The 13,159-nt window shown below is 68.5% G+C and carries 9 protein-coding genes; 2 read left to right on the top strand and 7 right to left on the bottom strand.

Annotated features, from left to right (window positions below; translation table 11 throughout):
- Position 1 precedes the first annotated feature (1 nt).
- The 5 genes from LQZ87_RS02890 to LQZ87_RS02870 form a co-directional block, all read right to left on the bottom strand.
- Positions 2-2,995, bottom strand: coding sequence for a hypothetical protein (locus LQZ87_RS02890; protein WP_230101957.1), 2,994 nt, complete (start codon positions 2,993-2,995; stop codon positions 2-4).
- 145 nt (positions 2,996-3,140) lie between these two features.
- Positions 3,141-6,731 (bottom strand): lamin tail domain-containing protein, encoded by a 3,591-nt coding sequence (locus tag LQZ87_RS02885; protein WP_230101956.1) that lies wholly within the window; start codon positions 6,729-6,731, stop codon positions 3,141-3,143.
- Between the two features lie 150 nt (positions 6,732-6,881).
- Positions 6,882-7,907 carry an ABC transporter permease gene (locus LQZ87_RS02880; protein WP_230101955.1) on the bottom strand — a complete coding sequence of 342 codons (1,026 nt, stop codon included), beginning with the start codon at positions 7,905-7,907 and terminating at the stop codon, positions 6,882-6,884.
- Positions 7,904-8,848, bottom strand: a complete 945-nt coding sequence (locus LQZ87_RS02875) for an ABC transporter ATP-binding protein (protein WP_230101954.1) — start codon at positions 8,846-8,848, stop codon at positions 7,904-7,906. Before LQZ87_RS02875 ends, LQZ87_RS02880 begins: the two co-directional genes overlap by 4 nt.
- Positions 8,849-8,868: 20 nt before the next feature.
- Positions 8,869-9,855 (bottom strand): glycerophosphodiester phosphodiesterase family protein, encoded by a 987-nt coding sequence (locus LQZ87_RS02870; RefSeq protein WP_230101953.1) that lies wholly within the window; start codon positions 9,853-9,855, stop codon positions 8,869-8,871.
- Between the two features lie 91 nt (positions 9,856-9,946).
- On the opposite strand from LQZ87_RS02870, the gene LQZ87_RS02865 reads away from it, so the two are divergent.
- On the top strand, positions 9,947-10,876 hold the full coding sequence (locus LQZ87_RS02865; RefSeq protein ID WP_230101952.1) for a Bax inhibitor-1/YccA family protein: 930 nt from the start codon (positions 9,947-9,949) through the stop codon (positions 10,874-10,876).
- Between the two features lie 142 nt (positions 10,877-11,018).
- Positions 11,019-11,291, top strand: a complete 273-nt coding sequence (locus LQZ87_RS02860) for a GlsB/YeaQ/YmgE family stress response membrane protein (RefSeq protein ID WP_230101951.1) — start codon at positions 11,019-11,021, stop codon at positions 11,289-11,291.
- Positions 11,292-11,356: 65 nt separating this feature from the next.
- On the opposite strand, the gene LQZ87_RS02855 is transcribed toward LQZ87_RS02860, so the two are convergent.
- Positions 11,357-12,637 (bottom strand): RNA polymerase sigma factor, encoded by a 1,281-nt coding sequence (locus LQZ87_RS02855; protein ID WP_230101950.1) that lies wholly within the window; start codon positions 12,635-12,637, stop codon positions 11,357-11,359.
- Between the two features lie 12 nt (positions 12,638-12,649).
- Positions 12,650-13,075 carry a YciI family protein gene (locus LQZ87_RS02850; protein ID WP_230101949.1) on the bottom strand — a complete coding sequence of 142 codons (426 nt, stop codon included), beginning with the start codon at positions 13,073-13,075 and terminating at the stop codon, positions 12,650-12,652.
- Positions 13,076-13,159 lie beyond the last annotated feature (84 nt).

Genomic DNA, 13,159 nt, shown 5'->3' with positions numbered 1-13,159 from the left:
CTCAGCCGCGACGCCGCCACGGCACGGCCAGCAGGGTGCCGATGCCGCAGACGACCGCGCCGGCGACGGCGGCGTACACGGCGGTGGATGCCGGGATGTCGAGGTAGACCGTGATGCCGAGGATCCGCGACAGCCCCCACGGCAGCAGGCCCATCTGATCGTTCCAGATCGTCAGGGCGCGCTCGAGCCCGACGACCGCGATGACAGTGGCAGGCACGGCGAGCCCTGCCCCGATCCCGCTCAGCACGATGCCCCATGCTCTGCGGCGCCCCCACTGACCCGCGAGCACCCAGCCGGCGGCGGCGAACATCCAGACGAACAGGGCGACGGCGAGCGTGATGTAGATCGACCGCTGCAGCGGTTCCGTCCAGAACGCGAACCAGTAGCCGCCGGGCCCGCTGAGCGACAGCACGGCGAGCGTGAGAGCGCAGCGCAGCATGATCACGCCGCCGACGACGGCGATCACCGGCCACGGCGAACGCCGGCGCGACGCGAGGAGAACCACCGTCAGGAACACCGCCCAGGCGCCGAGGACGACGGCCAGATGCGTCCACGACAGCAGCGACGTCTGCACGGCCCTCGTCGCGACCAGCAGAGCGGCCGGTACCGCGACCAGAAGTACGCGGTCGGCGCGCAGCATTCCGAGCGTCGATTCCTCGGCCCGCCAGGGTCTGGTCGCGCTCACCCAGCTCGCCCGCGCCGCAGCGGCGCCTGGTCGCCGAACGAGGCGAGTTCTGGCGGCCAGCATCCCGATCACGATCCAGGCGATCGTCAAGGCGAGCAGCACCCGCGAAGTCCACGCCATCGCGAGGTCGCGGTCGGCGCGTTCGATGCCGAGCTGGGCGGCTGTCAGATTGTACGCCGGGTAGTCGACGTCGCCCTCGTACGTCGCCAGGTGCTTCTCCGCCTGCACTGCGAAGGCGTCACGGGAATCCTGCCAAGCCGCATAGGCATCCGGGGTGAGCGTGTCATGCCACTGCGCCTGATGCATGATCATTCCGCGGTAGCTTGCGAGCATGTCGAGCGTGTCGAGCTCGTAGTCGAGGGTGTCGATGAACCGATGGCGCAGCTCAGGGTCGCGCCACGTGTCGGCATCTGTCGCCGCGATCGCCTTCCGCATGCGCTCGACAGCGGCGACGGCATCCGCTCCCCCGGCGAGCGCCTCATCGAGCCGATCACGCGAGATCGTGTAGATGACATCGAGCACGGCGGAATCGCCGGTGAGGATGTCCCACTCGAAGATCCACATCATCGGCGGCGGTTCGAGCCCGATCGCGAACACCCGCTCCTCGGCGAACGGCTGGATGTACAGGCCCTGCTCGATCGCCTCCCTCGACGCCGCCATCACGTCGACGATCGCGGTGACAGTTTCGGCGTCATCCGAGAACCACTCCCGCGCCCAGTCCGCCGTGATCTGCCGCACGTCCGCCTCCGGGTCCTGCGCGAGGCGACCGGCCACCCGGGTGTTCAGATCGGCGAGCTGCCAGAAGCCGGCCTTCTGGTAGAGGATCATCGGGCCCGCGCGCCACGGCCCGCCGTCCTGCGTCCAGGCCCAGATGCCCTCGATGTTCTCGTTGCCCGCGAGCAGCGTCTGCAGCGCCCACTGGTACTCCGGGCCGAGGTCGTTCGGAAATGCGCCGTTGTTCTCGAACTCGCGTCTGCTCTGGAACTCGACGATCCGGCGCTGGTCGCCGTGGAGCAGCGTGTCGTTCAGCGGCAGCCAGCTGTAGAAGTCGCCGAGCGTGTACTTGGTCGACACGATCAGCGCCGGCGAATCGATGCCTCCGAGCACGGCCTCGTAGGATGCGACGTTCGTGTGCATGTCGCCGACGGCCCCGACGCCGACGCTCCAGGTGCGGAAGATCACCTCGCGTCCCGCGTTCTCGGCCTGGGCGGTGAGTGCCGTGAGCATCGCGCGAACGGCATCCGTCGTCGTCACGGCGAGCGCGGAGTAGTAGTCCCACCCCTCGACGTCGTAGACGTTGCCTGCCTCGCCGATGCGGATGAGCACGCCGTCGAGCGCTGGCTCGGCCGCGTACAGCTCGTCGAGCCCCGCCGCATAGACGTCCCAGAGCTCGGGGTTCTCGGTGTCCAGTCCGCCGAAGCGATCCTGCAGATACGCCTCGAGCGGCGTCGTGAGCGTGAGCATGTCGGTGCGCAGGAACACCTTCGTGCCGAGTTCCTCCGCACGCTCCCAGAACGGGCCGAACGCCTCACGCAATGCCAGTGCCTTCGCGATGTGAGCGTCGCCGTCGGGATAGACGCCGTCGACGCCCGAGAACGTCGCGAACTCCACGAAACCGGGAAACGCGATCGCGTTGTACCCGTCGGCGAGCATCTGCCGAAGGTACGCGTCGTACTCGTCGTAGGCGGCGGCGAGCGCTGCCTCGTCGATGTATGGCGGATCCGCGAGGAACACGTCGGCGAACGCCTTCGATGCGTGCGAGTAGTCACTGCCCGATCGCCACTGCACCGGGTCGGCTGCGACCCCGACGGCACCCAGGTCGGCCATGCGCAGCGGCAGTCGGGATGCCGGGACCTCGCCGATCAGCGTCGCGACTTCGCGACCGTCGCGGACAGCACGGGCGATGTCGTACACGCCCCGCACGGCGCCGGCGGCCGTGGATGCTTCGATGCTCAGAGCGGATGCTGTGGCCGACAGCGTGTACGCGTCGTCATCGCCGTCCGCCGAAGCGTAGGTGACGGTCAGACCGACTGCGCCGTCGGTGGTGCGCGCCGCCACGGCGTCGCTCAACGCGTCGACCGCCGCCTGGACCCGGGGGTCGTCCTGCGGGGCCTCGACCGAGAACTGCGGCGGTGCGACCGCCGGCAGGATCGGGGCATCCGCCGACTCGCTCGTCCCCATCCTTTCGGCGGGCTCGGAGCGGATGCCGAGCGCGTCGCCGACGGCCAGCGACACCCCGAAGCCTGCGGCGAGCAGCCCCAGGACGACGAGGAGCGCGATTGCGCCCCGCCATCGCGCCGTCGCTCCCATACGAGGACTCTAGTTCGCTCAGGCGGTATCAGTTCGGTCGGTTATTCCGCGCCATAACCGACCGAACTGATCCCGCATGGGACTGCGGGGATACGCCGAAGGCGCGTGGAGCGCTGGGCCCCACGCGCCTTCGTGCGCGGTCCGGTTACACGTTCTGCATGCGGCGGCGCAGCGTCAGGGCCAGGCCGCCGGCGAGCAGCAGGCCGAGCGCGAGGACGAGTCCACCGGCCGACGTCTCGGCACCGGTCGTCGCGAGCTCGCCGCTTACCTGGATGTTCGCCCATCCGAGCAGTTCGCCGTCGGCCGAGTACACCGCGAGGCGGTGGGCGCCGGCCGGAGCATCCGCGGGGATGGTGACCGTGATCGCACCGGCGGCGTTCAGCGTACCCGCCGCGAGGAAGACCGGGTCGGAGTACATGAACACCTCGACGTCCACACCGGCGTGCTGAGCACCCAGCGTGATCGTCACCTGGCCGCCGGGTGCGACGACCGTCTGGTCGACGGTCGCGCCACCGCGGTTGTCGTCCACCAGGCCGGTGCCGGGGAGCGGCTCGACCGACGGACCGGGCTGGTTGCCGCCGTCGTCGGATCCGCCGCCACCCGGGTTCTCGCCGGGGTTCTCACCCGGGCCCTCTCCAGGGTCGGTGTCTGCGAGACCAGGCATTGTTCCGACGTGCAGCGCCTCCGACGTGAACCCGTCGGCGAACCACCACACCGGACGCTGGCCGTCGGTCGACAGCGAAGCAGGCGCCGTGGCGAAGCCCTCGTTGTTGATGTCGGGCATGCCGGCCGGGCGCGCGAAGTGCGCGATGCCGGGCTTGTCCGTCCCGTTGAGCGTCACCTGCGCCGAGGTGCCGCCGCAGCCGTCGTCGCACACCGCCCACAGGACGCCCAGGAACGAGTCGTAGTCGAGGCTCATGACACCGGCGAGGCCGGGGTCGATGGTCGACACGAGCGTTGCGAACCCGCCCGCTGCGAGCGCGAAGGCGTACACGCCGCCGTTGTCCTCGACGGCGACGAAGAACAGTCCGCCGCCGGCGTACGTCGCAGCTTCGTACGGCGCCTTCGTGTTGTCGTCGTAGAGCTTGCCGGCCAGCGCCGCATCCGGCACCCACTCGACTGCCTCCATTCCGAGGTTCGCGCCTACCGCAGGCAGCTGGGCGGTGAGGTCCCACTCGGTCTGAGCGACCAGGTCGGGGCCGGGTGCGTTCGGGTCGACCTGCAGGATCTTGTTCTGGTTGACGCCCTTGTCGCCGTTGTCGCGCTCGGATGCCACGTAGACGAGGCCATTGCCGTCGACGGTGATGCCCTCGGTGTCGGGGCCGGCCGCGTTCGGGTCGGATGCGTCCTTCTGGAAGCGCACGCGCTTGCCGTCGGCCCAGCCGTCAGCGAACGCGACGGATCCGTCCGCTGAGGCCGTCATCTTCCAGATCTTTCCCGTGCCGTTGTCCACGGCCCAGAGGAACGTCCCATCTGCGGTCTGCTGGACGTCGAGCCCTGAACTGTCCTCGAGGAAGGTCGGGATGCTGTCGAGCGCACGCACGTCGGCCGAACCGGGCCACGGCGACACCGGGATCTCGCCGACGCAGACGTTCGCCGCGCCGGGTGTCGATTCCGCCGTCGCGGCGAATGCGCCGGTCGTGTCCGGGCAGCGTCCCCAGGTCGGAGCCACGTGCCCTGCACCCCACGAGGTGGAGTCCACGAGCATGTCGCCGTCGAACACGCGGATCGTGTCGTCCTTGCCGATTCCGAACTCGAGGTCGTCGAGAACGAGGTAGCCGTTCGCCGGGATGCTGGTGCCCGCGGCGATCTCGTGAACGTGGGTGTCGTCGTCGTCCTTCACGACGATGCCGGAGACATCGAGCACCTCGGCGGTCGGGTTGACGAGCTCGACCCAGTCGGGGTCGCCGTCCGATTCGACCTCGTTGATGCGCACGGGGTTGCCGCAGGCGTTGCGGAGGCCCTTGGTGCTGACCGCGACGTCGACGAACTCGCCGGTGCCGTCCTCGCATCGTGCGAGGACGCCCGCTGCGTGCTCTGCGTAGACGTGCTCGTCGACGGTGCTGCCGTTGGCATCGCGCACGGTGACCGTGTCGCCGCCGCCCAGGCCGAACGCGAAGTTCGTGTTCTGGTCGAAGACGAAGTATGCGCCGGGTTCGAGCACCGTGCCGGTCGGCAGCGGCGTGGTCTCGCCCGCGTGACCGACCGGGTCGCTGTCCATGAGCGTCCAGCCGGAGATGTCGACGGGCGCGGAACCGATGTTGACGACCTCCACCCAGTCGGTGGCGTCGCCGTTCGACTCGATCTCGTTGATCGCGACGGTCGGCGGCACGCACTCGTTCGCCGCGCCCTTGGTCTCGAAGGCGAGCACGAAGTCGCCGGTGCCGTCGGGGCAGCGCGCGAGCGTCGCCGCAGCGAAGTCGCCGTCGATGCTGGCGTGCTCCTGCCAGGTTCCGGTGCGGTCGACCAGCTCGAGCGCGGTGTCGAACAGGCGGACCTCGTCGGCGCCGCCGATGCCGATCGCCGCTGAGAAGATGCCGTCGACGTAGGTCTTCGACTGGTCGTCGTAGATCGTGCCCGCAGCGTTCGCCTCGACGACGAGGAACTGGCCGCCCGCGATGGTGCTGCCAGCCGGGAACACCCAGCGGTGGTCGTCGGAGTTGTCACGGATCTCGTAGCCGGAGAGATCGAATGCCTCGGTGCCGGGGTTGTGCAGCTCCACCCAGTCGGACGGCTGCGAGTCGACCTCGTTGAGCACGACGGAGCCGGGGACGGAGGCCGGCGCGCAGTCGTTGGCCGCGCCGGGCGTCGCAGTCGTCGCGTGCACCCAGTCGCCCGTGCCGTCGGGGCAGCGCGCCCAGGTCGCGGTCGGCGAGGTCGCCTCATAGGTGTACGCGTCGACCTCGGCGTTCGCGGCGTCGTAGAGGACGACCTCGTCGCCCTTGCCGAGCCCGAATGTGAAGTCGACATCGGTCACGAGCACTGCGAACGCACCGGGCGCGAGGGTCGTGCCCTCGGCGAACGGCGTGCTGAAGCGATCGCGCTTGTCGTCGGAGATCGTCCAGCCGGCGATCGAAGCGGGCTCGGTGCCCGTGTTGACGATCTCGACGCGGTCGGTGTATCCGGATGCTTCGTCGTAGATGATCTCGTTCAGCACGACATCGCCGCCGGCACTGGGTTCTCCACCACCGGGCTCGCCACCACCGGGCTCGCCTTCGCCTCCCGACGAGAAGACGTTCTCTGCGCCCTTGGTCGCCTCAGCGGTCAGCCCATACGTGACGTCAGCGCCGTCGCCCTTCGCACCCCAACTGGGAACAGCGTGAGTCTCGGCGGGCCAGGTCGCCTCAAGCAGCGGAGTCTGCCCGTTCGCGTCACCGGGCGCGAACAACCGGACGCTGTCGCCCTTGCCCAGGCCGAAGTCGAAGTCGCCCACGCCGTCCACCAGCGTGTCGAGCACGAGGTACGCACCGGGCTCGAGAACCGTCCCGGTGGGAAGCGTGTACGGGTTCTTGTCGCTGTTGTCCTGGACGATGTAGCCGCTCAGGTCGACCTGCGTCCCGGAGTAGTTGTAGAACTCGATCCAGTCATCCGGGCTGCCACTGTTCGAGACGACTTCATTGATGCGGACGCCGAGCGGCGCCGCTTCGGCGAGAGCTGCGGTGGGCACGGCGAACAGGGTGGCTGCGCCGAGGGCGCACACCGCCGATGCTGCCAGCCCGCTGGTCAGGCGAGACATGTGACTCCAGAAGAATCGGGATCGGGACACGAACGTGCCTCAGTCGACCGATTCCGGCTGTCCGGCAGTCGCACGGGGTCCGTCCAGAAGGTGAACGGCCCGTGTCGCAACGGGGTCAGGCGAGCAACCCGATCCAGATGAGCAACGCGGTCAGGCGATGCGGGTACCGGGTGGCAGCATCCGCGCCGGCGTCGTCGTTCGCGCCCAGGCGCCGGCGAACAATCCACCGGCGAGCACGATCTGGACGCCCAGACCGACGAACCAGCTCGGAACGGTGCTGTCGATGACCTCCTGGGCGGTCCGGTCCTGGGCCTGCGACTCGTCCGGGTTGCACTCGTCCCAGCGGTAGTCCTGCGGCGGCAGCTGCGCGCTGCGGACGCCGTACTTGATCTGACCGAACATGTCGGCCGGCCATCCGCCGTCGCCGTAGACAGTGGGCGTGGCGTCGGCCAGCACGACGAAGGGGTTCGCCGCGAGCACCCACCAGACGCGATCGAATCGCGGCGTCTCGTAGGTGTAGGTCTCCCAGCGGTCGCAGTCCACGTTGCCGAAGCTGTCGTAGGGCCGGTTGTAGTTCGTGGTCTCGGTGCGAAGCGCCGTGCCGCCGAGGGCGAAGACGATGAGCGTCCCGATCGCGAGCGCCGCGACGACCAGGTAGGTGGCAGCGACCGAGAACAGCGGCCGGGCGATCAGACCGCTGAAGCCGACGCCGATCGCGGCGACGACGATGATCTCCACGGCGAGCACGATCAGTGACACCGCGAGCGTGCCGGGGTGCGCTCCCCCGCCGATCAGCGAGATCGCGAGGAACGGCACGGCGACGAGCAGGAACGCCCCGCCCGTCGCGACAGCCGCAAGGAGCTTGCCGAGCATGATGTCGCCGGTGGAGACGGCCGTCACCTGCACGGCCGCGAGGGTGGCGGCATCCCGATCGCCGTTGATGGCGTTGCCGCTGAGCGTGGGCGAGACGAGGACGACCAGCAGCAGCACGATGTTGACGACGATCGAGTACACGCCGGCGCCGGCCATGCCGGTGTACGAGTACACCGCGAACGACAGACCGGTGATGCCGAGCAGGATCAGCGCGTAGACGCCGAGCAGGATGTACCAGCCGACGCTGCGGAGCCGCTGCGTGAGCTCGAGCCGGGCGATGATGCCGATGTGCGTGAGGTTCATGCGTTCGGCCCCGTCTGCGGCAGGTTCAGGAAGGTGTGCTCCAGCGCGCTCTGCGCGGGTGAGAACTCGGTCACGTCGAGTCCGGCTTCGACGATGAGGCGGAGCCCTGCGGCCGCCGCCTGCTCGCTCTCGAACCCGGCGACGGCCGCGTTGCGGTCGATGCCCAGCGCACCGGGCTCCATCCCGAGCGCTGCGGCTATCCGATCCGCGTCCGCCATCCCGCGTGCAGGGTCGGCGCCGGCGAGGCGGATGCGCCAGCCGCGGGCGGTCGAGTTCGCCGGGGCTGCGTCGACGACAGCACCGGCGACGAGGAAGACGGCGTCGTCGATCACCTCTTCGAGCTCGGAGAGGATGTGGCTGGAGATAAGGATCGTGCGACCCTCGGCCGCCAGCCGTCGAAGCAGAACACGCAATTGCACGCGAGCGGCGGGGTCGAGGCCCGATGCCGGCTCGTCGAGCAGCAGAACCTGCGGATCATGCACGAGGGCGCGGGCCAGGCCCAGCTTCTGCTTCTGCCCGCGGGAGAGCACCTTCGCCGGAGAATCGGCGAGCTCGCCCAGCCCGACGAGCGAGAGCAGTTCGGCTGCCTTCTGCTGCGCTGCGTCCCGTTCGATGTCGTACAACCGCGCGGTCGTGACGATCGTCTCGCGGGCGGTGAGCGAAGGCCAGGCGCCGAGAGCGTCCGGCATCCACCCGAGCAGGCGTCTGGCGCTCAGCGGATCGTCCATCGGGTCGACCTCGCCGATCCGGATCGTGCCCGTATCGGGGGCGAGCAGGGATGCCAGCATGAGCAGCAGCGTCGTCTTCCCCGCGCCGTTGGGCCCGACGAGGCCGGTCACGCGACCCGGCTCAGCGCGGAAACTCGCACTGCGGACGGCCTGCACGGTACTCGCTCCTGTACCGAACGATCTGCTGACGCCCTCGGCGACGATTCCGGTCATGCGGTCAGTCTGGCAGGGAATCAGCGACGGAAGAACGCCACGCCGAGATCGGGATGGTCGACGAACACGCCGTCGATGCCGCTGCGGGCCAGGACCGCCCACTCGGCCTCGTAGTCCCCGTATGCCTGGCGCCCCCCGTCCCCGCGGAACTCGGCCGCGAGGAACGCGTTCTCCGGGCGCGCGGTCCACGTGAACACCTTCAGTCCGCGTGCATGCGCGTCGGCGACGATCGTGTTGTCGCGGGCGAGCAGCATCCGCTTGTTCACGCTGATGCCGTCGACTCTGCCGATCAGGGCATCCAGACCCTTGGGAGTCACGACCGACTTGTACGACGCGGCGTGCCTGCCGACGGCCACGAACTGATCGTAGGGGCGACCTGAGGCCTCGATCAGGTAGATGTACGAGGCCGAGATCCCCTCCGCCCGAAGCTGGGCGAGCACCGTCGACTCGAAGGACTCGATCGTGAGCGGCAGTTCGCCGTCCGCCCAGCCGGCCGCGCGCAGATCACGCGCGATCAGCGGTGCGAGGTCGAGGCCGATGCTCGAGAAGTAGGTGGCGTGCTTGATCTCGAGCACGACGCCGATCTCGCGACCGTGCTCGGTCGAACCGGCCCGCACGAGATCGAGCAGGTCGATCAGGCGCAGCATCGGCTGGGCATCGCCGAAGGTTGCGCTGGAAGGGCGGACCTCCGGCAGCCGCTCCCTCGTGCGAAGTATCGACAGTTCCTGCCAGGTGAAGTCCTCGGTGAACCATCCGGTCAGCGGCTGCCCGTCGATGCGCTTGGTCGTCTTGCGTGCCGCGAACTCCGGACGGTCGGCGACATCGGTCGTGCCGGAGATCTCGTTCTCGTGCCGGATGACGAGCACGCCGTCGCTGGTGGCGACGACGTCCGGTTCGACGGCATCGACGCCCATCGCCAGCGCCAATTCGTATGAGGAGCGGCTGTGCTCCGGGCGATAACCCGGGGCGCCGCGATGTCCGATGACGAGCGGGGACTTCCTGGGCATGGATTCAGGTTAGAACACCCCACGCATAGGAATCCGCCGGTATCGTTGAAGAAAGCGACCTTCAACCACTTTCGGAGTGAGGCCCACAATCATGAGCAACTTCGCCTTCAACAACCCGGCGTTCCAGAAGCAGGATCCGCGCAACGTGGCCACCTATCCGGGCGCGCCTGGCGCTCAGACCGGTATGCAGGGCGCTCACACCGCGTCCTTCCAGCACGCGAGCATGGATGCCGCGGCCAACGCGCAGCTCGAGGGCATGTACACGGCCCCGTCCGCCGGCGCCATCGAGACGGACCGCATGTCCGTCGAGGACACGGTGTGGAAGACCGCCGGCCTGTTCGGCATCCTCCTCGTCGCCGCGGCTGTCGGCTGGGTGTGGACCCTGGGCGGCATCGCCGCCCCTGAGTACAACCCGTACTCGGACTTCGCGCCGAACATGCTGCCGTGGATCGTCGGAGCGCTCGGCGGCTTCGTCCTCGCCATGGTGATCACCTTCACCGCGCGCAAGAAGGTGCGTCCCGCTCTGATCTTCGCCTACGCGGTCTTCGAGGGGCTCTTCGTCGGCGGCATCTCCGCGTTCTTCGAAGTCATCTACCCGGGCATCGTGACGCAGGCCACGCTCGCGACGGTCGCGGTGGTGGGCGTGACCCTCGCCCTCTTCGCCAGCGGCAAGATCCGCGCGTCGAAGAAGGCCACCAAGGTCTTCATGATCGCGATGGTCGGCTACCTGGTCTTCTCGCTCCTGAACCTCGTGCTGATGTGGACCGGCATCAACCAGAACGCCTTCGGCCTGTTCAGCACCGAGATCGCCGGCATCCCGCTCGGCCTCATCATCGGCGTGCTCGTGGTCATCATGGCCGCGTACTCGCTGGTGCTCGACTTCGACCAGATCCAGCAGGGCGTCCGCAACGGCGCGCCGCGCAAGTTCGGCTGGATGGGCGCCTTCGGCATCATGGTCACGGTTGTCTGGCTGTACGTCGAGATCCTGCGCATCATCGCGATCGCCCGCGGAAGCAACTGATCCGAATCGTCTCAAGGGGCCCGTTTCTTCGGAGACGGGCCCCTTGCCGTATCTGCGACACTCCGTCAACGGGGTACATGAAACTCACAGACAAGAGGATCATGTAGCCACCGTCACAATCACAGACGTAAAGGAGCACATCATGGGTTTTCTCGGATTCCTTCTTCTCGGACTCATCGCCGGGGCGATCGCGAAGCTGATCCTCCCCGGCAAGCAGGGCGGCGGCTGGTTCGTCACGCTGATCCTGGGCGTTGTCGGCGCACTGCTCGGAGGCTGGATCGGTGGCCTGCTCTTCGGCCGCGGGCTCGAGGAGTTCTTCGATCTCGGCACGTGGGCTCTCGCGATCGGTGGCGCGATCATCGTGCTGCTGATCTACGGCCTCATCGTGGGTCGTGGCAACAAGGTGCGCGACTAGCCGATCTCCGCGCGTAGACGCGCCAGCGAGGCCCCCGGGTGTCACCACCCGGGGGCCTCGCTGCGTCAGCCTTCGGCTTTCAACTCCAGAAGGGCGCGCTCTCTGTCGTTCCCCGCGAGTCTCGCAGCAGTGGCGAACTCGGTGCGGGCCTCGTCCTTCCGCCCCAGCCTGAGCAGCAGCTCGCCCCGTGTCGCCGGAAGGAGGTGATAGCCGGCGAGTGCGCCGGATGCTGCGACCTCGTCGATGATCCGCAGAGCGGATGCCGGCCCCGTCGCCATCGCCACGGCCGCGGCCCGGTTCAGCTCCACCACGGGAGACGGCGCGATCCGGCCGAGCGCCTCGTACAGCAGGACGATCCTGTCCCAGTCGGTCTCACCGACGGACGGCGCGGCAGCGTGGCATTCGGCGATCGCGGCCTGGAGTCCGTACGAGCCTCGCCCCTGGCCGATGGCATCGGCCTTCTCCAGTGCTGCCCGGCCGCGCGAGATGCGGCTGCGATCCCAGCGGCTGCGGTCCTGATCGGCGAGGAGGATCGGTTCGCCGTTCGCGTCGATCCGCGCGGGAAACCGGGCGGCGGTGAGCTCCATGAGCGCGAGCACGCTGTGCGCATCGCGCTCTCCAGGCACCAGCGCCGTGAGCACGCGCGTCAGCCGGATCGCCTCGTGGCTGAGCTCAGGGCGCATCCAGCTGTCGCCGCTCGAGGCCGCGTGCCCCTCGTTGAAGATCAGATAGAGCACCCCGAGGACCGCGCTCAACCGCTCGGCGTAGTCCTCGCGCGACGGGACTTCGAACGGCACCTTCGCGGCTCCCAGGGTCTTCTTCGCTCGCACGATACGCTGCTGCACCGTGGCCGTCGGGACGACGAAGGCCCGGGCGATCTCTTCGCTTCCGAGACCGCCGACGACCCGCAGTGTGAGTGCCACGCTGGCCTCCCGCGAGAGCACGGGGTGACAGGAGATGAAGATCAGGCGCAGGACGTCATCGTCGATGGCATCCGGGTCCCAGGGAGCGGCATCCATCGCGTCCGCGTTCTCGCTTTCGAGGTCGTGCGCGATCGTGGTGATCCGGTCGTCATAGCGCTCCTGACGGCGCCAGCCGTCGATCGCGCGACGCTTGGCGACGGCCGTCAGCCAGGCCGCGGGGTTGCGCGGCACACCGACCTGGGGCCACTGCTGCAGTGCTTCGAGGAGCGCGTCCTGTGCCAGGTCCTCCGCGAGGCCGAAGTCGCCGACCATGCGCGTCAGCGTGGCGACGATCTTCGCCGACTCTATGCGCCATACGGCGGCGACGGCGCGCTCCGCATCAGTTGTGGAACGCACCGTCTCGCCGCTTTCAGCAGAGCTCATGGCATCGCCGGTTCACTGCTGCGCGCGCTGCTCGGCCTCGTCGCGCCAGCCCTGTTCCTTCTGGATCCACTCGTTATCGGCCGGGAAGTCGTCCATCTCCTGGACGCGCCGCACTTCGAGGAAGTTGCCTGCGGTCAGCGGGGCGCGGCTCGCCCATTCGGCTGCCTCTTCACGCGAGGAGACTTCGATGATCCAGAAGCCGTTGAACAGCTCCTTGGTCTCGCCGTAGGGGCCGTCGGTGATGAGCGGCTTCTCGGCGCTGAAGTCGACGACGAACCCCTCGGAGGCGTCGCTGAGGCCCTCGCCGGCGGCCAGGACCCCGGCCTTGATCATCGACTCGTTGTACTTGCCCATGGCTTCGATGATCTGGTCGAACGGAATCTCGCTGTACGCCTGGACAGCCTCGTCGGTCGCGCGCATGATCAGCATGAACTTCATGATGTTCTCCTTCAGTTGCGGGGTCGGTTCCGACCCTCTCACTGAAGACGTCGAACGGGAAGACGTCAGATCGACATCGGCTGC

Source organism: Microbacterium sp. Bi121 (assembly GCF_918698005.1).
Taxonomy (GTDB): Bacteria; Actinomycetota; Actinomycetes; order Actinomycetales; family Microbacteriaceae; genus Microbacterium.
This window is presented reverse-complemented; position numbering and strand designations above follow the sequence as displayed.